Here is a 26,919-nt window from a genome sequence, read left to right on the forward strand (position 1 = left end):
CATGGCTCGCCCGATCAAGGTGACGACGGACCGCTCCCCCACGAACCTGCTGGTCGCGATGGTCCTGCTGGGAAGCGGCAGCTTTCTCTGGATCCGCGCCGCGCTGAGCGCCCCGAGCACGCTGGCATTGACCGCCGCAATGGATGGCTGCCTGACCGCCGGGATCGCCGGCGTGATGCTCGCGCTCCTGCACGGCATCCGGTACCGGACCGCGCTCCTCACGCTCGCGGCCCCGATCGTCCTCGTGCAGTTCGTCGCGAGCGGCGCGACGGTGCCCTCGTTTCTTCCCGTCCTGGGTCTCGAGCTGACCGCCTTCGGTCTCTTCGGCTTGCCGCTGTCCCGCCTGCCCCAGCGCCGCCCGACCGCGCCCGGCTCGGCCCACGCGATGGGGCCGGCGCACCCCTCGCCCTCGTGAGGGCGAGCGGCATCGACGGGCAGGGCGCTCCGGGGCGCCGTGGCGGCCCCGCCCGGGCGAGCGGGGCCCCGGCGCCGCAGCGCGGATCAGAAGTCGAACTTCTCGAACGAGTTCAGGTCCTTGCACGCCTCGACGAGGCGCGCGGCCATGCCCTTCTCGCCGAGGTGAAGCCAGCCGCGCGGGTCGATGTACTTCTTGTTGGGCTTGTCCTCGCCCTCGGGGTTGCCGAGCTGCGACTTCAGGTAAGCGCCCTTGTCATCCATGTACTTCTTGATGGGCTGCGTGAACGCCCACTGCGTGTCCGTGTCGATGTTCATCTTGATGACGCCGTAGGACACGGCTTCGCGGATCTCCTCGCGCGACGAGCCGGAGCCGCCGTGGAACACGAAGTCGACCGGCTTCGCGCCCGTCTTGCGCTCCTTCTGGATGACGTCCTGAGAGTTCTTCAGGATGGGCGGGCGGAGCTGCACGTTGCCCGGCTTGTAGACGCCGTGCGTGTTGCCGAACGACGCGGCGATCGTGAAGTTGCCGATCGGCTTGAGCGCGTCGTAGGCCGCGAGGACCTCGGCCGGCTGCGTGTACAGCTTGGCGTTGTCGACGCCGCTGTTGTCGACGCCGTCCTCCTCGCCGCCCGTGACGCCGAGCTCGATCTCGAGCGTCATCTTGATGGCCGCCATCTGCCGCAGGTACTTCTGGCAGATCTCGAGGTTCTCGTGGAGCGGCTCCTCGGACAGGTCGAGCATGTGCGAGGAGAACAGGGGCTCTCCGTTCTTCTCGAAGTACTTCTTGCCGTGCTCCAGCATGCCGTCGATCCACGGGAGCAGCTTCTTCGCGGCGTGGTCCGTGTGGAGGATGACCGGCACGCCGTAGGCCTCGGCCAGGTTCCGCACGTAATGCGCGCCCGCGATGGCGCCGGCGATCGCGGCCTTCTCGCCCTTGTTGTCCAGGAACTTGCCGGCGAAGAAGTGGGCGCCGCCGTTCGAGAACTGGATGATGATCGGGCTCTTGGCCTCCCGGGCCGCCTGGAGGGCGGCGACCGTGCTGTGCGAGCCGATCACGTTCACCGCCGGGAGCGCGCACTCCACGCTCTTCATGTACTCGAACAGCTCCTGGAGGGCAGAGCCAGTGATCACGCCGGGCTTGAGCTTCATCTTGGACATGGCACCTTGAATCCTTGTTCCTTGCTCGGGTTTCCGCCGAGCATGCAACGCAGGAAGGGAAAGCGGAAGGGTGGATCGACGCGCCGGGGGTGGGCGCGTCCCGGTACCATCGCCAAACCTCCGGGAGCAAGCGGATTTTCCCGCGCAGCGGCCGCCCGCGGGAGCGCCGTCCGGTCGGCGGCGACACGCCCGGAACCGAGGGCTCGGGGCTGTTCGCGGGATGTCAAGACCCGGCGGCGTGGTCCGGGCCTGGCAGTGGAAAGCAGCTTTGATCCCCGTGCGTTGCCGGAGCCCACGCGGCGGGCCGGCGATTGACGCCGGAAGGGAGGTGGGCCATGTCGCACGGGTGCCTGGGCCCCTTCGACGCGCCGTGATGAAGAGGACACGATCGCCCATCGCATGGCTCGGCCTGGCTGGTTCCGTCCGGGGAGCCGATCGGGGCGGAACGCACGTATCCCGACTTCGTGCGGCGATGAGGTGCGCGGCGTGGAGTGTCACGGTGGAATGATCGTCCCAGTCTCGTCCCAGTCGATGGGCGGGCGCCGTGCGCGGCCCGCCTCCGGAGCGTCCCATGCAGGTCCACAGCGCGTCGCCAGAAGAGCTCCTCGCCTCCCTGGAGGAGGCCGCACAGCCGCTGCTGTTCCCCAGCGAGTCCGACCACCCGCTGCGCCCGTTCCGGTGGGACGGCGGCGACGTCCCCTCGCCGTCCGCGCTGCGCGCGGCGCGAGGCGCCGCCGCGGAGACGCCGGTCGAGGTCACGACCGTCGGCGACTTCTTCGCCCCGGTGCTCGAGCCTGCGGAGGAGGCCGGCGACGCGGCGCTGACCGACGCCGGGCGGTACCGGCAGCTCGTGGCGCTGCTGGAGGCCCACCTGACCGACCTGCGCGTCTACCGGGTGGGGAGCGTCGATATCGACGTGTACGTCCTCGGCCGCCACCCGTCGGGCGCGTGGCTCGGGCTCAGGACGAAGGTCGTCGAGACCTGATCGCGCCGCTCAGCGGCCGGCGGGCTCGCTGTCGACGCGCGCCTCGATGACCCGCTGCGTTGCCTCGGGCACGGCCGTCAGGAAATCGTAGCCGGCGCGGCGCTCGATGTCGTCCACCGTCGTCCGGTACTGCTCCCAGCCCTCGTCCAGGATCCCGGTCTCGTTCGGCATCACCGCCGCGATGACCCGCGTCGACGGCCCGATGTCCGCCGCGCCCTGCCCCGGCTCCAGGACCACCGCGATCTTGAAGAACGCCGCCGGCACGGCGACGCCGTTGCCGATGGTGGCGGGGAGCTCGCGCCGGGCCTCGCGCTGGCGCTCGTCGAAGAGGCCGCCGGCGACCAGGAACAGCACGCGCCGCCTCTTCTGCGCGAGCTCCTGGCACTCTTCCTCGAGCCGGAGCCACGGGCCGGCGTTGAGGTCGTGCCGCTGCGGCAGGATGTTGGTGAGCAGGAACGTCGCCTTGTTGTCCTCGGCGGACCGGGTCCGCTCCTCGGAGCGGACCATGTGACCGCGATCGAAGCCGGAGCCCGTGTAGTCGTCGTGCTGCACGCGGTACCAGCCGTCCGGCAGCGCGCTGTCGGCGAGGAACTTGCCCCGGTAGCGGGGCGTGGCGCCGAACGACGCGGCGTCGAGCCGCCAGCTCACCCAGTTCGCGACGTTCCTCGAGCGGTTGTAGGAGAGGGCGTACTGGGGCTTGATCATCAGGTGATCGTCGGACGCCGCGGCGTGGCCCTGGCCGGCCCGGAGGTCCACGCGGGCCGGGACGCCGAGTTCCAGGTGCGCGCCGGCCGCGGGCGGGCGCGGAGGGGCGGAGCCCTCCGGCGGCGCGGAGCTGCCCAGGCGGCCGGGCGAGGGCCACGAGGGGCCGCCCTCGCTATCCAGGCCGAGCTCCTTGAGTCCGCGATCGAGGCCGCACTTGACCCCGGCAGCGCTGAGCCCGGTCACCACCAGCGCGACCAGCGCCCGGGAACCCCAGGATTTCCTCTTTCGCTTTTTCCTGGAACCCACGGCAGCGCCGGACGTGATCTACGGCAGCGATGGCCCTGTCGTCCAGCGCGACCGCGCCTCCGTCAAGGCAGCGCACCCAGGGCGGCGCACCGCGGCAGCGAGCGTGTCGGCGTGTTCTGCTTGAGCATTCCGTGCAGACTCTCCATGGTTTCCAGAGGCCCGATGGAGGACACGGGAGGCTGCCGGGGCTTCGCACGCCGAGCCGGACGCAGGGCCGCGGCCGCGACCGTCGGCGCGGGTTTCCTCTTCGCCGCGGACGAGGCCAGGGCCGCTCCGACCCAGGTTGCGGCCGCTCCGACCCAGGTTGCGGCCGCTCCGACCCAGGTTGCGGCCGCTCCGACCCAGGTTGCGGCCGCTCCGACCCAGGTTGCGGCCGCTCCGACCCAGGTTGCGGCCGCTCCGACCCAGGTTGCGGCCGCTCCGACCCAGGTTGCGGCCGCTCCGACCCAGGTTGCGGCCGCTCCGACCCAGGTTGCGGCCGCGCCGCCGACCCAGGTTGCGGCCGCGCCGACCCAGGTTGCGGCTGCGGCGCCCCAGGCCGCCTCGGTCACCATGCCGTCCCCGCTCGGCCCCACGGAGCCGCCCTACCCGCCCGGCGCGACGGGCGATGCCACCGTGGTGCTCCGCATCGTCGTGCGCGCCGACGGAACCGTGGGCGAGGCCGAGGCGGTGGAAGGCGTGGAGCCGTTCGCGGGCGCCGCGGTGCAGGCGGCCCCCTCCTGGCAGTTCGAGCCCGCCCGGCGCGACGGGCGGCCTGTCGCCGCGCGCATCCTGCTCCGCGTGGCGTTCCGCGCCCCGGCGCCCGGGCCCCTGCCGCCGGCCATCCCGGGGCCCGCGCCGCCCGGGGAGCGCGCAGCGCCCGGCCCGCGGGCACAGCCGCCCGCCGAGAAGGCCATCGACGTCGTCGTGCTCGGCGAGCGCGCCGCGCCCATGACCACCTCGATGACCCGCGAGGAGGTGCGCCAGATGCCCGGAGCGTTCGGCGACCCCTTCCGCGCCATCGAGGCGATGCCCGGCGTGACGCCCATCGCCTCGGGCGTGCCCTACTTCTTCGTGCGCGGCGCGCCGCCGGGCAACGTCGGCTACTTCGTCGACGGCGTGCGCGTGCCCCTGCTCTATCACGTGGCGCTCGGCCCCAGCGTGATCCACCCGGCGCTCATCGAGCGGGTCGACCTCCACCCCGGCGGCTTCCCGGCGCGCTTCGGCCGGTACACCGGGGGCATCGTCGCCGGCGAGACGCGGGAGCCGGAGCGCCTGTTCCACGGCGAGGCCAACCTCCGCCTGTTCGACGCGGGCGCGCTCGTCGAGGCGCCGTGGGCCGGCGGCCGCGGCGCCGCGCTCGTCGGCGGGCGCTACGCGTACCCGGGCGCGCTCCTCGCGCTGTTCTCGCCCGGCGTGGAGCTCGGGTACTGGGATTATCAGGCGCGCGTCACCTACGATCTGTCGCCGTACGACAGGCTCGGGCTCTTCGCCTTCGGGTCGCACGACTACCTCGCCGAGATCGAGGACGACGGCGACACCGACGTGGTGCTCGCCGGCGACTTCCACCGGCTCGACCTTCGTTACGACAGGTTCTTCGGCGGCGGGGGCCGCCTGCGGCACGCCGTCACGCTCGGCTACGACGAGAGCTCGAACCAGGACGGCGAGCGGGCGGGCCGCGCGCGCCTCGTCGGCGCGCGCGTGGAGCTCTCCGCGCCCGCCTCGGAGCGGATCACGGTGCGCGCCGGCGCCGACGCGCAGCTCGAGCGGTTCGACATCGACATCCGCGAGAACGACGGCGACCTCCCGAGCCGGAACGACCGGGCGTTCGCCCGCCTCTTCACGAGCCGCGAGGACCTCGCCGCGGGGCTCTGGGCCGATGTCGTCGTGCGCGCCACGCCCGAGCTCGAGATCGTCCCGGGCCTGCGCGGCGATCTCTTCACGTCCGACGGCGCCGCCGAGATCACCGCGGATCCGCGGCTCGCGACGCGGCTCGCGGTGACCCCCGGCCTCGCCCTGCTGAGCGCCTTCGGCGTGACCCACCAGCCGCCGAGCTTCCTCGGCGCCGTGCCCGGCCTGCAGGTGGGCGGCCTGCGCGGCGGCGTGCAGACCGGCCTGCTCGCGAGCGCGGGCGTCGAGCTCCGCCTGCCCGAGGGGATCCGGGCCACGGTCACCGCGTTCCGGAGCGGGTTCTTCGACCTGAGCGACGCCCTCGGCAGCCGGCTGCCGGCCACCGATGTCGGCCTCGGGCAGCGCGCGGAGCTGCGCGGCCTGGGCAGCACCTACGGCGTGGAGCTCCACGCGCATCGCAGCCTGTCGAAGCGGCTCGGAGGGTTCGTGTCGTACACCCTCTCGAGGTCGGTCCGTCACATCGGCCGGGAGACCTTCGACTCGGCCTTCGATCGCCGCCACGTGCTCAACCTGGCCGCCGCCTACGACCTGGGCCGCGGCTTCAAGCTCGGCGGACGGGCGGTGTTCTACAGCGGCATCCCGATGGCGATCGATTACCGCATCTGGGGAGACGGCGACAGGACCGATCCGCGGCCCGACAACGACGACGAGGATCGCCCCGACACGGAGGAGGACATCCGGCGCCGCGAGCGGCTGCGCGCGCAGATTGCCCGGTACGTGCGCAATCTCGACCTGCCGGAGCGGCTGCCGGCGTTCTTCCGGCTCGACCTGCGCCTGGAGAAGCGGTGGGTGTTCAACGAGGGACGATGGATCGCGCTCACGATCGAGGTGCTCAACGCGACCGCCGGGAAGGAGACGCTGCAATACGAGTGCTCGATCCTGCGCGGCTGCGAGCCGGAGGAGCTCGGCCCGATCGTGATCCCCAGCATCGGCGGCGAAGCGAGCTTCTGAGCGGCGGCGGCCCGGGGAGCGCCCGACCCGAAGCGAACGCGGCGCTCTCGTCGTGGCCGTCGACACGACCCGTCAAGCAAGACAGCAAATTTACACCCCACACGGCGGCTCGGGTCGCATTGCATTTTTGATCCTTCACGGGAACCAGGACATCCGTGCCCTTCACGTGCGCAATCCGTTGCGGGACAGCGCAATGGCTCGCGCGACGCCCACGACGGTCACGGCCTCCGCGGGTCCGGCCGTTCACGGCGGGGGGGGCGCGCAGAAGGCCGGAATCTCCCGCGCTTGCGGCCGAAATCTCCCGCGCTCGCGGTGATCGGCGCGGCGAGCGTCCAGCGCGCACCGCTGGACGGATGCAGAGGCCCCCTGGTCCAGTGTTTGCGAGAAATTCCCGATGTCCGTGCTGCGGACGAGCGGCGGCGCTCGCTCAGCGGGCCGTCACCTCCCTTCCGTGCACGCGCAGCAACCACGAGGGTCAAGCGATGAACTTGTATTTTCGCAGAGTCAGCACGTTGCTCTTCGCCGCCGCGCTCGCCGCGACCGCTCTCCCCACCGCCCAGGCCGAGGCGTCGTCGTCGAGCCGGCACACCAAGGTCGAACGGCTGGTGTTCCCGGTGACCCTCTCCGACGGCAACACGTACGACGTCGTCGGCTATCTCTACTACCGCGGCAGCTACAAGCACCGCCCCCTTCAGGTGCTCGTGCACGGCCTGACCTACACGCACAAGTACTGGGACATGCCGTCGTTCAACGGGCGCGATTACTCCTACGCCCGGTACATGGTCGCCGAGGGGTACGCCGTCCTGGCGCTCGACATGCTCGGGGCCGGAGAGAGCAGCAAGCCGGACGGCGACTTCGTCGATCTGGCCGAGACCGCCGACAGCGTGCACCAGATCCTCACCGAGATGCGGAACCCCGGAGGGCTCTTCAAGTGGCCTTTCCACCGGATCGCGCTGGTCGGCCACTCGAACGGCGCCATCATCGGCTCGTACGTGCAGAGCACCTACAATGACGCGGACGTCCTCGTCAACACCGGCTTCACGTTCACGCCGCACCCGATCCCGGTGCCCCCCGAGGCGATCTCGGCGATGCTCGAGCGCTCCTATATCTCGATCCCGACGGAGATCCGCACGGAGGTCTTCTACGACGCCGCGACGGCGGACCCGGCGGTCATCGACTACGACAACACCACCATCGCCAGCACCTACACGCGCGGGCAGTTCCTCAGCCTCCTCGCGGTCTCCGCCGATCCTTCGGTCGCCCTCCTCGACGGCGTGACGAGCCCGGTGCTCCTCCAGTTCGGGGAAGGCGACGAGCTGCAGCCGGCCTCGTACGTCGACTCCGATGCGGCCCTCTACACGAGCGCCGAGCACGTCACCACGGCGCTCGTGCCGTATTCGGGCCACATCCTGAACGGTCACCTCGGCGCGCCGATCGGCTGGAAGCAGATCGACCGCTGGCTGGACCGCAACCTCGGCTGGTGACGGCCGGACGACGCCCCGGATGATCCGGGGGTGGTGGGGCGCGCTGCCGCGGCGCTTCGCCGGCTTGGCGTCCGCTGGCCGTGTTCTATGCTCCCCTCATGCGCGAACAGCTCACCGAGACGCTCGGAGAGGTCCTGTGGACCGATCTCCGCGCCCATGTGGCGCGTGACGCCGTCATCCTCGTCGCCTCCGACCTGGACCTCGTCGACGTCGGCGTGGCCGTGGCCTCGAACGACGCCGCCGCGGTCCAGGCCTGGATCTCGGCCGGCAAGCTGACCAAGCCCACGGCCGAGGAGCTCGCGCGCTGGCCGCTCCAGGTGGACCTGCGCTTCGTCTCGCTCGTGGTCGCGCCGTTCGTGCTCGTGCGCCGGCCGCCCTCGCCGCCGCCGTCCTGAGGTCCTGGTCGCCGTCGCCCGGCTCGGCGACCGCGGGAGGCGCGCTCACCCCACGTCGGCGCGCTCGAGCCGGCGCGCGCCGAGGAGGATCATCGCGGCGCTGAGCGCCAGCGCCGCGAGCGACAGGGCCGGCGCGAGCGCCGGCATCGCGCCCGCGTGCCACACGAGGTTCGCCGGGAACACGACGACATCGCGCAGCGCCTCCCGGCCGGCGAAGAGGTCGGGCCGGTACATGAACATCGCGCCGGGGAGCACGACGGCGGCGAACAACACGAAGGAGAGCAGCACGGCGTGATACGTCTCCTTCGCGAAGAGGAACACGAGGTTGAGCACCGCCACGCACGCGAGGACGAGCGCCACGATCGCGAGCGCCGCGCCGATCGTGCCCGGCACGTCGAGGTCGCGGGGGCCGTTGATGAGCGCGATCTTGAGCGGCAGAAAGAGCGACAGCCCGACGCCCATGAGCGCGATGACGGCGAAGATCGGCAGCACCCGCGCGAGGAGGTAGCGGGAGCGCGCGAGCGGCTTCGACAGGAGCAAGTCGAGATAGCCCTCCTCGACCGGCACGACGTGGACGCGCAGCGAGTCGACGACGCCGACCCAGAACAGGCCGGCGAACACCGCCATGTAGTCGTTGAACAGGACGATCTCCGTCCAGCTCCTCATGCGGCACAGCCGCTCGAAGAAGCGATAGACGGCGGCTGGCATCGCCGGCAAAAGGTACGAGTCGAGCACCACCCCGCCGAAGAGGGCCAGGAGCAGCACGCCGTGCCGCAGCGAGAACGCGGAGCAGAGCTCGAGGCGCGCATGATGCGAGAGCATGAGTCACTCCTCCCCGGCGAGCGCGGCGGCGCGCCGCGCGCCGTACGCGAGGGCCAGCGCCGAGTACCCCGCGAGCCAGAGCACGGGCGCGACCGCGTCGCGCGCGCGAGCGGCCTCGGCCGTATCGATCAGGGCCACGCCGTGGTACAGGGGGTTGAGCACGCTGATCGCCCGCAAGCTCGGGTTATAGAAGCCGACGAACGCCAGCGAGACGAGCGCCGAGAGCACGACGACGGAGGTCAGCAGCGAGATCGGCTTGCGACGCACGCTCACCGCCATCACGCCCGCGAAGATCGTCGCGAAGACCGCCGCGAACAGGTGAACGAAGGACATGAGAAGGTAGGGAGCGAGCGCGAAGCCGCGGACCGACCGGCCGAAGAACAGCGCTCCGGCGAGCGTCGCCCCCCCGTGGAGCGTGGCCATGGCCGCCGCCGCGGCGAGGACCTTCACGACGAAGTAGCGCATGAGCGATATCGGCTTCGCGAGGTAGATGTCGAGCATCCCCTTGCTGCGCTCGTCGGTGATGATCCCGGCGCCGAGCAGCGCGGCGGAGAAGATCGCGATCTTGTTCATCGCGAGGTCGAACCAGGCGAAGAGAAAGAGCTTGAGCTCGAGTTGCGACCCGCCGAACCACGCGCGCACCGCCGAGAGCATCTCCTCGTCGGGTCTCCCGAGCACCACCGGCAGCCCGACGATCCCGTAGAGCATGAAGCCGCTCATCAGCCGGGCTTGACGGCCGCCCAGCACGCGCAGGTACTCGCGGAGGAAGAAGCCGCCCGCGGCCGGGCGCAGGGGCCGCGCGGTCACGGCGAGCCCGGCCGCGCTCACGACCGCACCCCGGATTGCGCCTCGTGGGCGCGCGCGAGCTTCAGGTAGAGATCGTCCATCCTGCTCTCGCCGTAGCGCCGCCTGAGGGCGTCGAGCGGGCCGACCGCGACGAGCCGGCCGCGGTGCAGGACCGCGACGCTCTCGCAGATGCTCTCGATGTCGCTCAGGATGTGCGTGGAGAACATCACCGTCACCCCCTTGTCCCTGGCGAGGTGCCGGACGTGCTGCAGAAACTCGTGGCGCCCGATCGGATCGAGCCCCGAGGTCGGCTCATCGAGGAACAGGACGCGCGGCTCGTTGAGCAGCGCCTGCGCCAGGCCGACCTTCTGCGTCATCCCCGACGAGAAGCCGCCGAGCTTCTTGTGCGCGACGCCGGTCAGCCCGAAGAGCGAGAGCAGCTCGTCGACCCTGGCGCGCGAGGCCTCGCGCGACATACCGAACATCGAGGCGATGTAGGTGAGGAACGACGCGGCCGTCATCTCCTTGGGCAGCGCGTAGCTCCCCGGGAGGAAGCCGGACACCCGCCGCACGTCGAGGCTCTCCCGGACGACGTCGTGGCCGAGCACCGACGCCATGCCGCTGGTCGGGCGGACGAGGCCGAGCAGCATCTTGATCGTCGTCGTCTTGCCGGCGCCGTTGTGGCCCATGAAGCCGAAGATCTCGCCCGGCGCGACCGTGAAGCTCACGTCGTCGACGGCCAGGACATCCTTGTAGCGCTTGCTCAGCCGCTCGACGCGGATGGCGGCGCGCGGCTCGGGGTTCACCGGAGCATCGAGAGACGCGGTGCTCATGACTCAGCTCCTTTTCCGATGTCGAGGTCCGGCGCCGGCGCGTCGAGGAACCGCTCGATCATGCTCGGCGCCACGAGGGTGAGGCGGTTTCTGGCGATGCCGAGCACGCGCTCGATGGCGCGCTCGTACGTGTCGACGCGCGCGCGGCACAGCGCGCTCGCCTGCTCGCGCTGGGCGGGCGGGAGGCGCATCGCCGCGGCGAACGCGTCGTGAACCATGCGGCCGAGGTGGAGGATGAGCCGCGCCGTCTCGGCCGGGTCGTCGATCTCGAAGACGCCGCTCGCCCGGCCCTCGGCCAGCACCTCCGCGAGCCGGGGCGCGATGAGCTCGATCGTGCGCTCGGTGACCGACAGGCGCAGACGGAGGTTCTCGTCGCGATAAAGGACGCTCAGGACCGCCTTGAGCGCGGCCGCGTTCTCGTCCTTGTACTGGCTGCCTGCCGCGAAGAAGAGCTGGAGTCGCTCGACGGGACCGAGCTCCGCGCGCTCGAAGATGCGCGAGGCGGCCGAGAGCCCCTCATGGGCCATGCGCGCGCAGAGGGCGTCCAGGACTTCGGCCTTGGAGGAGAAGTGATGATAGAACGCGCCCTTCGACAGGCGGGTGGCCGCGAGGATGTCGTTGATCGTGGTGGCGTCGTAGCCCCGGCGCATGAACAGGGCCCGCGCGGCGTCGAGGATCTGGGAGCGCCGCTCATCGGCTTTCAGGACCGTTCTGACCACCGCCGAAACATAGACCGACCGTCGGTCTGTTTCAAGGCAGCGGCGCACAAAGCACGGTAACACAGCGAAATTACAATGGAATTACGCGAGAATCGCGCGTCGTTGCGGAACAGGGCCGGACACGGGGACCGCGCTCGTCGCGCCGCGGCGGAGGACCCGCCCGCCACGCGCGGGACCGCAGAGCAAGGCGCGCTGCGACGCGGCCGTAGTACCCTCCCCCCATGCGCCGGTTCGAGTTCGTGCAGGGGACGAGCGCCAAATTCTGGATGGCCGGCGTGGACGACAGGACGTTCATCGTCGTCTACGGCCGGCTCGGCACTGCAGGGCAACGAAAGGAGAAGGCCTTTCCCTCCGCGGAGGCCGCGACCCGCGAGCTGGAGAAGAAGATCGCGGAGAAGCTCCGGGAGGGCTACCAGGAAGTGGCCGTCTCCGGGGGGGGCGCGCCCGCCAGCGACGCCCCCGCGGCCAGCGCCGACAAGGCCGCGTCGCCCCCGCCGAAGCTCGACCTGCCGCCGCGCGTGCGGGCCGGCAAGGCCACCGAGACGCAGCGGAAGGCGGCCGTCCACGCGCTCTCGGCGCTCGCGGCCGCGCGCGGCCGGCGGAGCTGGGCGCTCGGGCGCGCCGTGCGCCGCGCCCGCCGCGCGCTCTCCGCGCTCGGCGGCGTCGATCCCGCGGCCGACGCGGCGCTGTCCGCCGCGATCGACGCGCTCATGGCGCGCGTCGTCGCGCAGCGCGCGCCCGAGCGGCTGCCGCTCGTGCGCGCCATCGAGCTGCTCTCGGAGCTCGACGCCGCGGCGTTCGCGCGCGCGGTGCGCGAGACGTGGAAGGCCCCGCCCGCGACCTCGCCGGCCGCCGCGGCGCTCGCGCTCCTCGCGCGCCAGCTCGAGGAGCTCGGCGACCCGGAGCTCGGCCTCCGGCTCGGCGCGCTGCTCGTCGATCGGCCGGGGTGCGGCTCGATGAGCACCGAGGCCGGATGGGCGCTGCGATGGAAGGCGCTCGCGCCCCACCTCGAGGCGCACCTCGCCGGCAGCGGGCGTTCGCTGAAGGACCACCTCGCGCGCCTCGACGCGGGCGGCGACGCGCACGTCGCGGAGCGCATCGCGCGCATGCGCGCGGCGTGAGCAGCGCGTGGAGCACCCACGCGAGCGCCTCGCGTGGGTGCTCCACGCGAGGCGCTCGCGTGGCCGTGGCAAGGCGCAGACGTGGGCGCATAGACCACAGCGCAGGCGCCCACGCTCCGTCGTCGCTGGATCGACTGAGGCTTGACCAGGAGCGCCATCCTCGCGATTCTCCGAGGTCATTCGTCTGCGAGGGGGCGCTGTGGCGAGCTCACCGGACCCGATCGACATCGCGAACGTCAAGCAGCTCGCCGCGAGCGGATCCCCCGGCCTGGCCGAGGTCCTCGTCGCCTACCTCGAGCAGCCGGCGCCCGCGCCCGAGGCGCCTCCCCGCGAGGGCGCGCTCACCTTCCCGGCGTTCCTGCGGCTGCTGTCGCTCGCGCAGGGCATGCGCACGCCCGAGCAGCGGCGCGAGCAGTCGACCGACGCATGGAAGCGCTTCCTCGCGCAGCTCGACCCCGCCCCGCCGCCGCGGCTCGAGCTCGCCGACCTGCTCGTGCGCGTCTACGAGGACGGCACGGACGCGGGGCGCAGCGCGCTGTGCGAGGCGGCCCGGAGCGCGCCGCTCGTCTTCGGGGCGTGGGGCGGGCTCAAGCGCATCTACAAGCTGGCCGAGGCGCGCCTCGACGCGGCGCTCTTCGGCGCGCTCGCGTACCGCTTCGATCGCGAGGTGGCCGAGCCCCTGGGCGCGCGGCGCGAGGTCTCCCGCGGGACCTTGATCTACATGCGCCGCCGCGCGTGGCGCTTCCTGCGCGAGCTCGGCCGGAGCGTGCCGGAGCTCTACCCGCAGTTCGCGGTCGAGGTCCTCCGCCACTACACGCCGAACACGAGGTTCGGCGGCCTCTGGGTCGCGAACCACATCTGGGCGCACCGCTCGCGCAAGTACGACGGGCGCTCGTTCCACGGCGGCGTCCCGCCGGGCGACATGACCAAGCACCGCGCGTTCGACGAGGCGTGGCGGCGCTCGCCCGACGCGCTGATGCTCCTCCTGTCGGAGTGTCAGGCCGATCCGCCGGCCAGGTTCGCGATCCAGGGGCTCAGGAAGGACTTCCCGGAGGCGCTGCGCGACGTCACGCCGGCGTGGCTCGGCCGCCTCGCCCACCGGCCGCTCGCGAGCGCGCACGATTTCCTGGTCGAGACGCTGCTCGGCTCGCCGGAGCTCCACCAGAGCAAGCTGCGGAGCCTCGGGCTCCACGACGCGGTGCTCGCGCTCCTCGACTCGCCGAGCGCGAAGGCGCGCGCGTTCGCGATCGAGTACGGCCGCGCCCACGCCGCGGATCTGGACGAGGAGCGCCTCGCCGCGCTGCTCTCCTCCGAGCACAGGGACGCGCGCGCGTTCGCGGCGTCGACCGTCGAGGGCCGGAGCCCGCGCGCGCTCGGCCACGCGTTCCTCGGGCGGCTGCTCGCGTTCGACGAGACGAGGGCGTGGGCCGCGAAGGCGCTGAGCGAGCGCTTCGATCGCGCGGAGCTGCCCGAGCCGTTCCTCGTCGACATGATCTACGGCGAGCGCGAGCAGAAGCGGTGGGCCGCCGCGTACCTCAAGGCGAAGTACCGGCCCGGAGAGCTCGGCGCGGGCTTCTGGGTGCGCGTGCTCGACGATCCGCGCCACGAGGACGACGACGGCGCGACCAGGACCGCGCTGGACGCGCTCGGCAAGTACCCGGTCGCTGCGATCGGGACGCCGTGGCTGCTCGGCGCGCTCACGCGGAAGCGCATCGGGCACGCCGTCGCGGCCTGGCTCCGCAAGGCCGACGCCCTGCCCGACCTGACCGCCGAGGACGTGGAGCGGTTGAAGGGGCTCGTCTTCAGCGCGGAGACGCGCGCGATCGCCCTGGAGGTGCTCGGCAACCCGAAGATCGTGACGCCGAGGGAGCTCACCCTGCCCTGGCTGCTCGCGCTCGCGCGGCGCGCCGATCCGGCGCTGAGCGGCTTCGCCCGCGGCTACCTGCTCTCGCACATGAAGCCGCAGGACTTCGACCCGGGCCAGGCCCAGGGCGGCCGCGGCGACCGAGAGGCGGGCATCGCGAGGCTGTTCGCGCTGGCGCTCGGCGAGAAGGAGCCGGAGCCGATGCGCGCGTTCGCGCAGGCGTACCTGCGCTGCCATCACCCCGCGCTCGGGCCCGAGCAGGCCGAGGCGAAGGAGCTCGGGCTGAAGGCGGATCCCCGCGCCATGCTGCCGCGCGCGGCGTTCAGCGCCGAGCGGATATGGCCCGCGCTCTCCGACGAGCGCGAGGACGTCCGGCGCTTCGCCGCGCTGATCACGCGCGCGGAGCTCCGGGCGTGGGGCTACCAGACCCGCGTCTACGAGCTCGCCCACAGCGACGCGAAGGAGGTGCGCAACATCGCCTTCGACGCGCTCCGCAAGGCGGGAGATCCGTCGGCGGATCCGGCGATGACGCTCGCGCTGGACGAGCTCGATCCGGCGCAGGTCTTCGCGCTGACGGAGAGCCTGAAGAAGAGCGCGCGCGAGCTCGGCCTGTCGCTCATCCTGAAGCACTACGCGCGGCTCGGCGGCCCGGAGCGCCTCGGCTGGCTGATGCAGAGCGCCGATCGCGAGGTGCGCCTCTTCGCGGTGCGCATGCTCTGGGAGAAGCACCGGCCGCGCGACCTGCCGCCGGGCTGGTCCGCGCGCGCCGCGCGCAGGGAGGCGCGCGCGACGGCGGAGCCGCCCGAGGACGCGGGGCGGTTCGCGGACGTCGAGGCGCTGCGGAGCTTCCTGCGGTACGTGCTCTCCGGCATCCCCGGCGGGAGATCGCCGGAGGCGGGCGACGACGCCGGGCCGCGGCGCCGCCTCTCCGCGAGCGAGGCGAAGCGGCACGTGATCGAGATCGTGCGCGATCTCGCGGTCGAGGACGCGACGTTCGCGGCGCTCGCCGCCCCCGTCCTCGCCGAGTTCACCGGCTCGATCGCGAAGGGCGAGTGGCAGGCCTGCCTGGCGGCGCTCATGCGGCTCAGGCGCGCGCATCCGGGGCTCGATCTCGGGGGGATCGGAGAGGACGGCGCAGGCCGATCCTCTCCTCGCGTCGGAGAGGACCGCGCATGAGCCACGCGATCGGCCACTACGAGAAGGTCCGCGCGCTCGCGATCGGCCCGAGGCTGCTCGCGGTCGGCGGCGTGCGCGCGCCCGCGGCCCGAGCCCCCCTCGGCGCGAGCCAGGTGACGCTGTTCGACCACGTGGCCGGCAAGCCGGCGCGCTCGATCGACGTGCCCGCGCACGTGCTCGGCCTCGCGTTCGTGGGCGACCTGCTCGCGGCGGCGTGCTCCGACGGCGCGCTGCGCCTCGTGGCCGGCGACGGGGCCGAGGCGCGGGCGATCGACGCGCACCAGGGAGGCGCCACGGCGATCGCGGCCGCGCCGGACGGCGAGCACCTCGCGACCGTCGGCGCCGACGGCGCGCTGCGCCTGTGGCGCGCCGGCGCGCGAGGCGCGCCCCCCGCCCCGGCGCCAGGGACCGCGACCGAGCTCCGGTCGTTCGCGCTCGCGGCAGCGCCGCTCCGCGCCGTGGCCTTCGACCCCGCCGGCGAGAGGATCGCCGCCGCGGGCGACGACGGCATCGTCCGGGTGATCACGCTCGCGACGGGCGCAGAGCGCGCCATGCCCGGCCACGACGGACCGGTCACCGCGCTCGCCTTCGCGCCGCGCGACGGGCGGCTCGCGTCGGGCGGCGACGACGGCACCGTGCGCCTCTGGTACCTCGTCGGCGACGTCGAGTGCGAGGTGCGCGGCGAAGGCGGGAGCGGGCACGCGGGCGGCGTGCGCGCGCTCCTGTGCCTCCCCGCGCCGCCGCCGCAGGCGGACGGCAAGGAGACCGGCGAGCGCCTGCTGTCCGCGGGCGAAGACGGCGCGATCCGCATCCACCGGCTCGAGGACCGGCGCAAGCCGCGCACGCTGGAGACGAGCGCAGCGCCGCTCCACGCGCTCGCGTTCGCGCCGGCATCCCGGGGCGGCCCCGGCCGCAAGGGGGCTCGGCCGCAGGCCGGCCGCGGCGCGCCCGATCCGCAGGACGGGCTCGGCGCCGTCTTCGCCGCGGGAGACCGGCGCACCGTCTGGCGCTTCCCGATCGACGCGTCCGGCGCCCCGTCCGACGGCGCCGTGGAGCTCGCGCACGGCTTCGATGTCCTGGCCCAGGCGCTCTCCGGAGCGCGGCCGGCCCGCGAGGGCGCCGTCAGGACGCTCGCGTCGCTCGATGAGCCCGAGGCGCTCGAGACGGCGCTGCGCGCGCTCAGGTCCGACCCCGACGCCGAGGTGCGCGCGATCGCCGCCCGCGAGCTCGGGGCGCACGGTCGCCGCGGGGCGCGCGCGAAGCTCCGCGAGGCGCTCGACGACGAGCACGCGACCGTCCGCGCCGCCGCCCTCGAGGCGCTCCGCGCGATCGACCACGACGCGCCGCTCGCGCCGCTCCGGGCGGCGCTCGAGGCCCGCGCCGCGGACGTGCAGCGCCGGGCGCTCGTCGAGCTCGTGAAGCTGCGCGGCAGCTCGCCGCTCGTCCCGGGGCTCATCGAGGGCAAGCTCTCCGCCCGCGACGCGTCGGTGCGGCTCACCGCCCTCGACGCGCTGGAGGAGCTCCGCCCGGGAAGCCCGGATCCGCTCCGCGCCGCCTTCGAGCGCGGCCCGGCCGACCTCCGGGCCGAGGCGCTCGTCCGGGCCGCGCTCTCCGGCTGGCTCTCGGCGCCGGGGTTCGCGCAGGTCGCGGCGCGCGCGCTCGACGACGACGACCCCGAGGTGCGCCGCATCGCGTTCGCGGCGAAGGTGCTGGAGCGGCGGCCGCTGGCCCGCGCGCTCGAGGCGCGCGACGAGGACCTCGGCCGCGCGGCGCTGGACATCGGGCGGCGCGCGGCCGAGGTGCTGCGGCGCGCGCGCGCCGGAGACGACGAGCGGCCCGCGCAGGACGCGAAGGAGAGCGCCGGCGCGGCCGACGATGCGGCCATCCAGGCCGCGCGCGCGGCGATCCCCGGCGCGGGGAGCCCGGGGGCCGAGCCCACCGAGGCCGACCTCGAGCCGCTGCTCACCGCGATGGCGTGCCGCACGCCGGATACGGCGGTGCGCGGCGCGCGCGGGCTCGCCCAGCTCGGCGATCCGCGCGCCCTCGGCGCGCTGCTGCAGCTCACGCGCGAGCCGGATCCGTCGCTGCGCCGGCAGGCGGCGACCGCGCTCGCCGAGCTCCGGGACGCCCGCGCCGAGAAGCGGCTCGTCTGGATGCTCGACGACGCGGACGCGTCGGTGCGCGCCGCGGCGCTCGACGCGTACGCGCGGCTCACGCCGTCGACCCCGCTCGCCGTGGCCGAGGCGTCGCTCCGCTCGTCGCAGGAGGACATCCGCGTCCGCGGGCTCGAGCTCCTGGTGAAGCTCGCGGGCGAAGGCAAGGCCCCCCGGCCCCCCGAGGCCGAGGCGCTGCTCGCCGACGCCATCGAGGACGAGTCGCAGAGGGTCCGCGGCGAGGCATTCCGGACGCTCTGGTCGTGGCACGCCGCCGACCCGCAGAGGGCGCTCGACCGCGCGCTGCGCGCGCGCTTCCCCGACCTGCGCCTCCGCGCCGTCGAGGAGCTCAAGGCGCACGGCGAGCAGGCGTGGGCCGCGGAGCGGCTGCACGCGGCGATCGGCGACCGCGACGCGGGCGTCGCCCAGGCCGCGTACGACGCGGTCGTGAAGCGCCGCGGCAAGGCCGCCGCGGCGCCGCACCTCGCCGCGATGGCGTCGGTCCACCCGTCGGTCCGCGAGCGCGGCGCGCGCGGGGCCGCCCACGCGGCGGCGAGCGACGAGGTGCGCAGCCCCCTCGTCCGCCTGCTCGAGGACGACCACGCCGGGCCGCGCACCTCCGCGATCGAGGCGCTCGACAAGCTCCTGCCCGGCGACGCGGGCCCGCTCCACATCGGCCTCCAGTCGAGCCACCTCGACCTCAGGGTCCGCGCCGCCGAGCTGTGCGCCGCGCGGCGCGACGAGCAGCTCGTCAACCCGATGCGGGCGCTGCTCGCCGACAAAATCATCTTCAAGGAGCTGCCCATCCAGATCCTGGGCCCGCTCCGCGCCCGCGCGGCCACCGCGCTGGCGACGCTCGGCGCGCCGCGCCTCGTGAAGTACTTCGCCACCGAGCTGCTCAAGGACGACTACCCCGACGTGCGCGAGCAGGCCGCGCGCGGGCTCGCGATGGCCGCCCGCCGCGGGGAGGAGGGCTACCTGCTCGACGCGATGGGGCACGCCGATATCGCGGTGCGATCCTGGGCCGCCGACGGGCTCGCGCGGCTCGGCGACGTGCGCGCGCTGCCGGTGCTCACGGGCACGCTGCGCCACGAGCACCCGCCCATCCGCGTCGCCACGATCATGTCGTTCGCGGCGCTCGGCCCCGAGGGCTACGGGGGCATGCTGCAGGGCCTCGAGGACAGCTCGCGCGAGGTCCAGGAGCTCGTCTTCGCGATCGTCCTCGCGCGCGACCTCCGGGCCTTCCGCCGCGGCGATCCGCCGGACCTCCTGGCCAGCGCGCTCTCGTCGCAGCGCGCCGACGTGCGCTTCGCCGCGGCGCGCGCGCTGGAGCTGCGCGCCGATCCGGAGGCGTACCTCGCCCACCTCATCGAGGTGCTGACGCCCCCTCGCCCGGACGCCGCGGCGGCGCCGGACGCGGACCGCGAGCGCGCGCCCGAGGGCGAGCCGGCGGCGGCCATGAAGGAGTGGCCGCCCGAGATCGCGCGCGGCCGGATCCTGGTCGGCCTCGCGGAGGCGCTCGCGGGCGACAACCCCGAGCAGCGCTACGCGGCCGCGCAGGTGCTCCGCCTCCGGCGCAAGCCGGTCGAGTACTTCCGCGAGGCGAAGCGCGTGGCGGCGCTGCGCCCGCTCGGCGCGTCCATCGTGGCGGACACGACCCCGCGCGCCGCGGCGGAGACCGACACCGCGCCCGCGAAGGGGTGGCTCCGCCGCCTGTTCGCGCAGGCCGGGGAGAGGGCGGGCGGCGAGCCGGGCGGCGGCGCGGTCCCCGAGGGCGAGCAGCGGCGGCTCCGGTGGCTCGCGTTCGGCGCGTACATGGGCCTGCTCCGGCAGGTCTCGCCGGGCGACGACGAGGCGCACCGCACCCGCCGCGACGCCATCGACCGGATCGTCGACGCCTGCGCAACGGGGCACGTCAGCGCCGCGGCGGCGATCCCGCCGCTCGTCCGCGCGCTCGACGACCCGCACCACCTCGTCCGCAGGGCGGCCTTCGCGGGGCTCAAGGCGCTCTTCCCCGCGAGCGCCGGCGAGCCGCTCGCGCTCGCGCTCGCGTCGGCGTCGGCCGACGTGGCGCGGGCCGCGCTCGACGAGATCGCGGCGCGCGGCGACGACGCCCGCCCCGAGATCGTCCGCGCGCTGAGCTCCCCGCTGCCCGACGTGCGCCGGCACGCGTTCGAGCTGCTCTCGCGGCTCTGCCCGAAGGGCAGCCTCGAGCCGCTCTTCGCGGCGCTCGGCAGCGAGCACGCCGACCTGCGCCTCGGCGTGCTCGAGCGCCTCGCGTCGTCGAGCGATCCCCGCATCGTGCCGGCCCTCTGCCGCGCGATGGAGAGCGACCACGACGACCTCCGCCTGCGCGCGGCGGAGCTCCTCGCACGCCGCCGCGACGACCGCGCCGTCGACGTGCTCGCGGCGTTCCTGCGCGCCGACGCGCCCGCGGCGGCGGCGCGCGCCCGCGACGCGCTCGTCGCGCTCGCGAGCGGCGCGGCGGTGCGGGCCCTCGCCGCGCGCATGGAAGAAGCCGCCGCGCCGGCCGATCGCGCCGCGCTGGCGCGCGCCCTCGGCGGCACACGGAGCCCGGAGGCGACGGGCGCCCTCGCGGCGCGCTTCGACGACGACGCCGCCGAGGTCCGGGGCGCCGCGTTCAAGGCCTGCCTCGAGATCGTCGACCGGGGGCGCGAGCGCGAGAGGCGTGACACGGCGCGCGCGCTCGGGTTCCTCTCCGCGGCCGCGCGCGCGAAGGATCCGGCGCTCCGCCTCGCCGCGGCGCGCGAGCTCGATCTCGGCGACGACCCGGCGCAGAACGATCTGCTCACCGCGCTCTTCTCCGACCGCGATCTCCCCACGCGCGTCGCGGCCGTGACGTCGTACGCGCGGCGCGTGAAGGACAAGGGCGCGCCCCCCGGCCCGCTCGAGGCGGTGGTGCGGGCGGGCACGCGCGAGCTCCTGCTGCCGGCCGCGGAGGGCGTGGCCGAGCGGGGGCTCGCGGCGGCGCTCCGGCCGCTCTTGCTCATCGCGCGCGCGGGCGAGCCCGGGGAGCGGGAGCGGGCGCTGCTCGCGCTCGGCACGCTCGGCGACGCCCGCGCGCTGGAGGAGCTCGAGGCGGTGGCCGCCGGCGGCACCAAAGAAGCTCCCGTCGAGCTCGGCATGCAAGCCGCCGCCACCGAGGCGCTCGGCCGCATCGCCCCGAAGCTCGAGAGCGCCGAGCTCCGCCGGCGCGCCGCGGAGCGCGTCGAGCAGGCGCTCCGCGCGGACGCGCTCGAGCTCCGCGAGGCGGCGGCGCGGGGCGCGCGCTGGCTCGGCGGCGAGCGCGCCCGCGTGCTGCTCGAGGAGCTCGTGCGCGCCGGCGACACGCCCGCTCGGCTCCGCGTCGTCGCCGTGAACGAGCTCGGCCTGCTCGGCGACGCCGCGGCCGAGCCCGCGCTCGCCCGCGCGCTCGACGCATCGAGCGCCGAGGTCCGCAAGGCCGCGCGCAAGGCGCTGGAGGAGCTCTTCCCGGGCGAGCGGACCCGCGTCGAGCTCCTCGCGGTCGGGAGCGAGCACGACGACATCGCCAGCCCGGCGGCGAGCTACCTCGCCGCGGAGGCCGACCCGGCGGAGCTCCTGCCGCGGCTCGCCTCGCTCCAGAACGCGGATCTCCGCCGGCGCCTCGCGATGGGGCTGCTCCGCCGCGGGGCGCTGCCCGCCGCCGCGCTCCTGCGCATGCTCGCGGACGATCGCGCCCCGGCGAGGCAGGAGGCCGCGCGGCTCATCGCGGCCGGCGCGGTCGCGGGCGGCGATCGCGAGGCCCTCGCCGGGGCGCTCGCCTCCGCGGCGCAGCGCACCGCGCAGCGCTGGGCCGCCGCGCACGGCGAGCAGCGCGACGCCGAGGCCGCGGCGTGGCGCGAGCTCCTCTGGGCCTCGGCGCGCGCCGGCGCGGCCCCGATGGCGCCCGCGCTCCGCGCGCTGCTCGCGGACGGCGGCGCGCCGGGCGAGATCCGCCGCGAGGCCGCGCGCGCGCTCGGCGCGCTCGAAGCCCTGGGCGGCGAGCCGCCCGCGGACAGCCTCGCGGCGCTCTCGGCCGCCCTCGTGGACACGGACGCCGGCGTCCGGGCCGCGGCCGCGGCCGCCCTCGCCGCGCTCGCGCCGGACGCCTCCGTGGCCAGCGCGGCGGCGGTGCGGCCGCTCGATCCCGTCGCCTTCGAGGCGACCGCGCGCGCCGCCTCGCCCGGGTCGCTCGCGGCGCTCGCCCGGAGCGCGCCGGGCCGGCGCGTCGCGCTGCCGTCGATGCTCGCCCGCGGCGCGATCGCTCCGCTCATCTCGCTCGCGCGGGGCGAGGGCGACGCCGGGGCGCCCCCCGACGCGACGGCGCGCCTCGACGCCATCGCGGCGCTCGGCCGCGCCGGCGGCGAGCGCGCGCTCGAGGCGCTGGCCGCGATCGCGTTCGACAGGAAGGCCGCCGACCTCGCCGTCCGCAAGGCCGCGTACCGGGCGTACCGCCGCGCGCAGCGCAGGGCGGCGCGCGATCGCGCGCGCGGCGGGCGCCCCCCCGCCCTCCCCGAGCCCCCCGACGGAGTCGACGCATGACCGCGGCCCTCGCACGCCCGATCCACCTCCGGTACGCCGCGCCGAGCGAGCTCGCCGCCTCCCCGCTCCACGCGCGCGTGCGCCTCTCCCTCGACGGCGGCCGCGGCCCGGTCGGCGTGCGCGGCGTCCTCCGCGACGCGGCGCTCTTCCGCGACGCCATGGCCGCGCTCTCGGCCCTGCTGGAGAGCGACCTCCGGTACAAGGGCAGGGACCGGACCGCGTACCTCGCCTACCTGATGAAGAAGGGCAAGCGCGCGAACGCGGCCATCTGGGAGGCGCAGAAGGCGTTCCTGGAGAGCGCCTTCGGCGACGACGCCGCGAAGCAGGGCGCCGGCGCCCCCGCGGCGCCGAGGTCGTCCGGAGCGCTCGATCCGGTGCTCACGGTGCACCCGGACGAGGTCTCGATCGAGGTCTTCTCGCGGGACGAGAGCGCCTACGCTCGCCTCGCCCTCTCCAGCGACCTCTTCGCGGATCGCGAGGCGGCCCACGGCACCGCCTTCGTCGACCTCTCGCCGCGCGTCGTCGAGCAGATCGACCGCCTGCGCGTCTACACGAAGGTGGAGCTCGACGCCGGCGCGGCCGGCGACGGCGGCGCGGCGGCGCCGATCGAGCGCGCGCTCGCGGTCCCGGCGACCTGGCTCCGCGGCTTCCTCCAGGTGCAGTCGGCGGCGACGCTCCCGGCCGTCTCGTGCGAGCTCACCCCGATCGACCTCTACAACGCGCTCTTCGTGCTCCGCACGCGCAAGGCGAGGAAGCCGCCCCGCGGCCTGCGCTTCGAGCTCGTGCCCGGCCAGCCGCCGCGCCTCGTCCTGGAGCCGTGGGAGATCCTCCTCGAGGGCCACGGCCCGCCGTACGAGGGGCCGCCGCGCGTCGTCAGGACCTTCGGCCGGCAGCGGCTGCTCGCGCTCGCGCGGCTCTTGCCGCACGTGAAGCGCGCGCGCGCCGAGCTCCGGGGCCCGGGGCTGCCGGTCTTCTGGGTGCTCGATCTCGGCCGCGCGACGCTGACCGTCGCGCTCACGGGCTGGACCGACAGCCGCTGGGCCAGCGCCGCCTCGTTCGACGTGCTGACGCCGCGCGACGAGCGCGGCGGCGGCGCGCGCGCGGCCCTCGACGCGCTCGCGGCGCGACAGCTCGCCCTCCTGCGCGCGCGGGGGCCGCTCTCGCTCGCCGCCCTCTCGGCGGGCGAGCGCGCCGAGGACGCCCGCGCGGCGCTGCAGCTCGAGTGCCTGCGCGGCCGGGTGCTCTACGACGTCGCGCGCCGCGTCTACCGCCCGCGCGAGCTGTTCGCCGAGCCGGTCGACGAGCGCGAGATCCGCCACGGCTCGCCCCGGGAGGCCGCGGCGCGCCGCCTGCTCGACGCGCCCGACGCGGTGAGGCTGACCAAGGTGCACGAGATCGCCGGCGAGGGCGCCGAGCTCCACGGCGAGGTCGCGGACCGGGAGGCGCACCGCGGGTTCTCGCCCCGCTTCACGGTGGATCTCGAGGGCCGCGTGTCGGACGCGTGGTGCAGCTGCCCCACGTTCCGCCGGAGCGGCCTTCGAGAGGGGCCGTGCGAGCACCTGATCGCGCTCCGCGTCGCGCACGCCCGCGCGCGCGCCGAGCAGGACGCCCTGCGGCAGACCGCCGAGGGCCGGGCGCTGATCCGCGCCGAGACCCGCACCTACGTGCGCCGCGACGCCTCGGGCGCGGAGGTGGTCTATCGTGTCTCGCTGGACGACCGGGTCGTCCACCTCGCGTGGGGGGCGCGCGCCGAGGCGCCTCGCCACCAGCGCATTTGGTTTGACACGGACGCCGAGGCGCGCGACGCGTATTTCAAGCGCCTGGATGCGTTAACATCGTCAGGCTACGTCGACGCGGACGCGTCCTCCGCGTGACCGGGGAGAGGGAGGTCAAGAGGCAGATTCAGGTCATGTCGCCAGGAGAGGCTCTGAACGCACCAGCCTCCGCGCCTCGAGCGTAGGAGCGGCGTCGCGCCGCTCTGGAGGAACCGCCAGTCACTCTCCGCAAGGTAGCCTGTTCTTGGTTCTCTTCGGCTAGACCGGCTCTACGGCGCCGGGAGAGCTGAGACAACCTCGCAACCGCCGTTTCTCCCGGCGCCGTAGAGCCGGTCTAGCCGGAGAACCGGTGAGGCTACCGTGCCCCAAGGGAAGAAGGTGATGCGCTCGGAGCCTCTCTTGGCGACATGAGACCGCGATCCGCTGACCAGCGGCCGGAGCGCCGGTCACGACCGACCGGAGACCGGCCCCCACCGTCGTGATCCCCACCCACGCATCCATCGAGAGATGACCGCGAAGATCGACGCGACCGTTCAGGCCCGAGCCCCCGTCGTCCTCCCCATCACGACACCGCCCGCCGCCCGCGGGGGCGATCGCGGCGGCGCGGAGGCGCGCCGCGCCGCGCTCGAGGAGCGCCTCGCCCGCTGGAAGGCGATCGCCGAGGCGGGCGGGATCGACGCGTGGGTGCACGCGGAGCTCGTGGCCCGCGGCGCCCTCGCGACCGGCGATCCCGGGGCGATGTCGGACCGGGAGCGCGTCCAGTACAAGGAGCGCAAGAAGGTCGAGGCCAGGGAGCGCCGCGCCCTGCGCCGCCTCGCCTGGGAGGCCTACCTCGCCGCGCACGTGAACCACCTCGGCGCGGGCGTGTACTGGCGGGACCGCGCCGGCCCGGACAGGCTCGACGTCCCCGGCCAGAGCGAGCGCGCGCGGGCGCACGGCCTCCCCGACCTGCCCGGCGCGGGCGAGCTCGCGGGCGCGCTCGGGCTCACGATCTCGCGCCTCCGCTGGCTCGCCTACCACCGCGAGGTCGACACGGGCACCCATTACCGGCGGTGGCTCATCCCGAAGCGCGACGGCAGCTCGCGCACGATCTCGTCGCCGAAGCGGGATCTGAAGCGCGCGCAGCGCTGGGCGCTCCGGAACCTGTTCGAGAGGCTCCCGGTCCACGCCGCGGCGCACGGCTTCTTGGCGGGCCGATCCATCGTGACGAACGCCGCCGCGCACGCGGGCGCCGACACCGTCGTCAAGGTGGATATCAAGGACTTCTTCCCGACGATCACGTGGCGGCGCGTGCGCGGGTTGCTCCGCAAGGCGGGCATGGCCGAGGGGCCGGCGACGCTCGTCTCGCTCCTCTCGACGGAGGCGCCCCGCGAGGTCGTCCGGTTCCGTGGCCAGACGCTCCACGTCGCGACGGGCCCGCGCGCGCTCCCGCAGGGCGCGCCCACCTCGCCGGCGATCACGAACGCGATCTGCCTGCGCCTCGATCGGCGCGTGTCCGGGCTCGCCCGCAAGCTGGGTTTCCGCTACACGCGCTACGCGGACGATCTCACGCTCTCCTGGCGCTCCCCGCCTCTCTCCGACGCGCCCCGCCCGGCCGGCGCGCGCGGCGCCCCCCGCCCGCGCGCGCCGGTCGGCGCGCTGCTCCGGGGCCTCCGGGAGATCCTCAGCGCCGAGGGGTTCCGGCTGCACCCGGGCAAGACCGTGGTGATGCGGAGGGGCAGCCGCCAGAAGGTGACGGGCCTCGTCGTCAATGGGGCGAGCGACGGTGTCCCGGCGGCGCGCGTCCCGCGCGAGCGGGTGCGCGCGCTCCGCGCGGCGATCCGCAACCGGGAGCTCGGGAGGCCCGGAAAGGGCGAGACGCTGGCGCAGCTCAAGGGGCTCGCCGCGTTCGTGTACATGACGGACCCGGTGAGGGGGAGAGCGTTCCTCGATCGGATCGAGGCGCTCGAGCGGAGCCCCGCGGCGCCAGCGGGCGAGTCCGGGCGGTAGCTCCGCTGCGCGGAGCCGCGCTGCCGCAAAGCTGCTTCGTCGAGAGGATGTCTGGACATCGATGATGCCGGCTCGATAGCATGGTCGGCCATGCGCAAATCATATGCTCGCTTGCTGCCGCTGCCGACCGTCGTGGTCCTCGGCTCCCTGCTCCTCGGGTGCCCCAACCCGAACTCCTATCAGACCCCGCGCACCGTCGAGCCAGGCAAGATCTCCCACTCGGTGTCGCTGGAGAGCTTCGGGTATGTCGGCGAGACGGCGGCCGCGGTCGACCCGGAGACCGGCGCTGTCACGGAGGCACAGACGACGAGCGGATTCTTGCCGACGCTGCCGTCGTACCAGCTCCGGGTCGGCTTGACGGACATGCTCGACATCGGCGCCCACGTCCACAACCTCAGCTCGATGGGCTTCGACCTCAAGGTGAACCCGATCCGCGGCGTGTTCGATCTCGCCGTCGACCCCGGCGCGCAGTACTTCTACGTGACGAGCGGCGAGAGCTCCGTGCACGTCCTTTACCTGCACGCGCCGCTGATGCTGGGCGTGAACCCCACGGACTGGTTCTCGATCGTCGTGACCCCCGGCGTCACCTACGGCCTCGTCTCGGGCGAGTTCTCGACCGAGGACGAGGACAGCGCGGCGACCGCGGACGGCCTCCTCCTCCGGGGCGGCCTCGGCCTCCAGTTCCGGGTCTCCGAGGGCTTCGCGATCCACCCCGAGATCACGATGATGAAGAGCCTCGAGGGGTCGGGGCTCGTCTACAACTTCGGCCTCGGGTTCAACTTCGGCGCGCTGCCGAGCTACAAGGACCTTCAAGAGCCGATGTGACG

The 26,919-nt window shown here is 74.4% G+C and carries 17 protein-coding genes; 11 read left to right on the top strand and 6 right to left on the bottom strand.

Annotated features, from left to right (window positions below; all coding sequences use genetic code 11):
* Window position 1: 1 nt before the first annotated feature.
* Window positions 2–415, top strand: a complete 414-nt coding sequence (locus WMF31_RS28055) for a hypothetical protein (protein WP_436604892.1) — start codon at window positions 2–4, stop codon at window positions 413–415.
* An 86-nt stretch (window positions 416–501) separates the two neighbouring features.
* Here the strand turns inward: WMF31_RS28055 and fbaA are convergent, their stop codons facing one another.
* On the bottom strand, window positions 502–1,575 hold the full coding sequence (gene fbaA, locus WMF31_RS28060) for a class II fructose-bisphosphate aldolase (protein ID WP_436604893.1): 1,074 nt from the start codon (window positions 1,573–1,575) through the stop codon (window positions 502–504).
* A gap of 571 nt (window positions 1,576–2,146) precedes the next feature.
* On the opposite strand from fbaA, the gene WMF31_RS28065 reads away from it, so the two are divergent.
* A complete protein-coding gene (locus tag WMF31_RS28065) occupies window positions 2,147–2,560 on the top strand; it encodes a nuclease A inhibitor family protein (protein WP_436604894.1) in 414 nt (137 codons plus the stop codon).
* 9 nt (window positions 2,561–2,569) lie between these two features.
* On the opposite strand, the gene WMF31_RS28070 is transcribed toward WMF31_RS28065, so the two are convergent.
* The gene (locus WMF31_RS28070; RefSeq protein WP_436604895.1) at window positions 2,570–3,571 is read right to left on the bottom strand and encodes a DNA/RNA non-specific endonuclease; all 1,002 of its coding nucleotides are present in this window, start codon (window positions 3,569–3,571) and stop codon (window positions 2,570–2,572) included.
* A 552-nt stretch (window positions 3,572–4,123) separates the two neighbouring features.
* Between WMF31_RS28070 and WMF31_RS28075 the strand changes: the two genes are divergently transcribed.
* The 3 genes from WMF31_RS28075 to WMF31_RS28085 all read left to right on the top strand — a co-directional run bounded on the left by WMF31_RS28075 (window position 4,124) and on the right by WMF31_RS28085 (window position 8,291).
* Window positions 4,124–6,412: an energy transducer TonB gene (locus WMF31_RS28075; RefSeq protein WP_436604896.1), complete on the top strand. Its 2,289-nt coding sequence runs from the start codon at window positions 4,124–4,126 to the stop codon at window positions 6,410–6,412.
* Between the two features lie 482 nt (window positions 6,413–6,894).
* The gene (locus WMF31_RS28080) at window positions 6,895–7,896 is read left to right on the top strand and encodes an alpha/beta hydrolase (protein ID WP_436604897.1); all 1,002 of its coding nucleotides are present in this window, start codon (window positions 6,895–6,897) and stop codon (window positions 7,894–7,896) included.
* A gap of 98 nt (window positions 7,897–7,994) precedes the next feature.
* Window positions 7,995–8,291 (top strand): DUF2288 domain-containing protein, encoded by a 297-nt coding sequence (locus tag WMF31_RS28085; RefSeq protein ID WP_436604898.1) that lies wholly within the window; start codon window positions 7,995–7,997, stop codon window positions 8,289–8,291.
* Window positions 8,292–8,336: 45 nt separating this feature from the next.
* Here the strand turns inward: WMF31_RS28085 and WMF31_RS28090 are convergent, their stop codons facing one another.
* The 4 genes from WMF31_RS28090 to WMF31_RS28105 are packed head-to-tail and all read right to left on the bottom strand — an operon-like array spanning window position 8,337 to window position 11,451.
* On the bottom strand, window positions 8,337–9,113 hold the full coding sequence (locus WMF31_RS28090; protein ID WP_436604899.1) for a hypothetical protein: 777 nt from the start codon (window positions 9,111–9,113) through the stop codon (window positions 8,337–8,339).
* Window positions 9,114–9,116: 3 nt separating this feature from the next.
* Window positions 9,117–9,941, bottom strand: a complete 825-nt coding sequence (locus WMF31_RS28095) for a hypothetical protein (RefSeq protein WP_436604900.1) — start codon at window positions 9,939–9,941, stop codon at window positions 9,117–9,119.
* Window positions 9,938–10,732 carry an ABC transporter ATP-binding protein gene (locus WMF31_RS28100; RefSeq protein WP_436604901.1) on the bottom strand — a complete coding sequence of 265 codons (795 nt, stop codon included), beginning with the start codon at window positions 10,730–10,732 and terminating at the stop codon, window positions 9,938–9,940. The genes WMF31_RS28095 and WMF31_RS28100 overlap by 4 nt, the downstream gene beginning before the upstream one ends.
* On the bottom strand, window positions 10,729–11,451 hold the full coding sequence (locus tag WMF31_RS28105) for a TetR/AcrR family transcriptional regulator (protein WP_436604902.1): 723 nt from the start codon (window positions 11,449–11,451) through the stop codon (window positions 10,729–10,731). The genes WMF31_RS28100 and WMF31_RS28105 overlap by 4 nt, the downstream gene beginning before the upstream one ends.
* 221 nt (window positions 11,452–11,672) lie before the next feature.
* Between WMF31_RS28105 and WMF31_RS28110 the strand changes: the two genes are divergently transcribed.
* The 6 genes from WMF31_RS28110 to WMF31_RS28135 all read left to right on the top strand — a co-directional run bounded on the left by WMF31_RS28110 (window position 11,673) and on the right by WMF31_RS28135 (window position 26,917).
* Window positions 11,673–12,572: a WGR domain-containing protein gene (locus tag WMF31_RS28110; RefSeq protein WP_436604903.1), complete on the top strand. Its 900-nt coding sequence runs from the start codon at window positions 11,673–11,675 to the stop codon at window positions 12,570–12,572.
* A 199-nt stretch (window positions 12,573–12,771) separates the two neighbouring features.
* Window positions 12,772–15,612 carry a hypothetical protein gene (locus tag WMF31_RS28115; RefSeq protein WP_436604904.1) on the top strand — a complete coding sequence of 947 codons (2,841 nt, stop codon included), beginning with the start codon at window positions 12,772–12,774 and terminating at the stop codon, window positions 15,610–15,612.
* Window positions 15,609–22,328: a HEAT repeat domain-containing protein gene (locus WMF31_RS28120; RefSeq protein WP_436604905.1), complete on the top strand. Its 6,720-nt coding sequence runs from the start codon at window positions 15,609–15,611 to the stop codon at window positions 22,326–22,328. The genes WMF31_RS28115 and WMF31_RS28120 overlap by 4 nt, the downstream gene beginning before the upstream one ends.
* Window positions 22,325–24,202 carry an SWIM zinc finger family protein gene (locus WMF31_RS28125; protein WP_436604906.1) on the top strand — a complete coding sequence of 626 codons (1,878 nt, stop codon included), beginning with the start codon at window positions 22,325–22,327 and terminating at the stop codon, window positions 24,200–24,202. Before WMF31_RS28120 ends, WMF31_RS28125 begins: the two co-directional genes overlap by 4 nt.
* A gap of 408 nt (window positions 24,203–24,610) precedes the next feature.
* On the top strand, window positions 24,611–26,092 hold the full coding sequence (locus tag WMF31_RS28130) for a reverse transcriptase family protein (RefSeq protein ID WP_436604907.1): 1,482 nt from the start codon (window positions 24,611–24,613) through the stop codon (window positions 26,090–26,092).
* A gap of 90 nt (window positions 26,093–26,182) precedes the next feature.
* Window positions 26,183–26,917, top strand: coding sequence for a hypothetical protein (locus tag WMF31_RS28135; RefSeq protein ID WP_436604908.1), 735 nt, complete (start codon window positions 26,183–26,185; stop codon window positions 26,915–26,917).
* Window positions 26,918–26,919 lie beyond the last annotated feature (2 nt).

Source organism: Sorangium sp. So ce1036, from assembly GCF_051369805.1.
Classification (GTDB): domain Bacteria; phylum Myxococcota_A; class Polyangia; order Polyangiales; family Polyangiaceae; genus Sorangium; species Sorangium cellulosum_F.

Bases quoted from the DNA above. Each gene is read 5' to 3' on its own strand.
- WMF31_RS28120 (WP_436604905.1), top strand. From the start codon at position 15,609: ATGAGCCACGCGATCGGCCACTACGAGAAGGTCCGCGCGCTCGCGATC.
- WMF31_RS28110 (WP_436604903.1), top strand. From the start codon at position 11,673: ATGCGCCGGTTCGAGTTCGTGCAGGGGACGAGCGCCAAATTCTGGATG.
- WMF31_RS28135 (WP_436604908.1), top strand. From the start codon at position 26,183: ATGCGCAAATCATATGCTCGCTTGCTGCCGCTGCCGACCGTCGTGGTC.
- WMF31_RS28055 (WP_436604892.1), top strand. From the start codon at position 2: ATGGCTCGCCCGATCAAGGTGACGACGGACCGCTCCCCCACGAACCTG.
- WMF31_RS28125 (WP_436604906.1), top strand. From the start codon at position 22,325: ATGACCGCGGCCCTCGCACGCCCGATCCACCTCCGGTACGCCGCGCCG.
- WMF31_RS28080 (WP_436604897.1), top strand. From the start codon at position 6,895: ATGAACTTGTATTTTCGCAGAGTCAGCACGTTGCTCTTCGCCGCCGCG.
- WMF31_RS28085 (WP_436604898.1), top strand. From the start codon at position 7,995: ATGCGCGAACAGCTCACCGAGACGCTCGGAGAGGTCCTGTGGACCGAT.
- WMF31_RS28100 (WP_436604901.1), bottom strand. From the start codon at position 10,732: ATGAGCACCGCGTCTCTCGATGCTCCGGTGAACCCCGAGCCGCGCGCC.
- fbaA (WP_436604893.1), bottom strand. From the start codon at position 1,575: ATGTCCAAGATGAAGCTCAAGCCCGGCGTGATCACTGGCTCTGCCCTC.
- WMF31_RS28065 (WP_436604894.1), top strand. From the start codon at position 2,147: ATGCAGGTCCACAGCGCGTCGCCAGAAGAGCTCCTCGCCTCCCTGGAG.
- WMF31_RS28130 (WP_436604907.1), top strand. From the start codon at position 24,611: ATGACCGCGAAGATCGACGCGACCGTTCAGGCCCGAGCCCCCGTCGTC.
- WMF31_RS28075 (WP_436604896.1), top strand. From the start codon at position 4,124: ATGCCGTCCCCGCTCGGCCCCACGGAGCCGCCCTACCCGCCCGGCGCG.
- WMF31_RS28090 (WP_436604899.1), bottom strand. From the start codon at position 9,113: ATGCTCTCGCATCATGCGCGCCTCGAGCTCTGCTCCGCGTTCTCGCTG.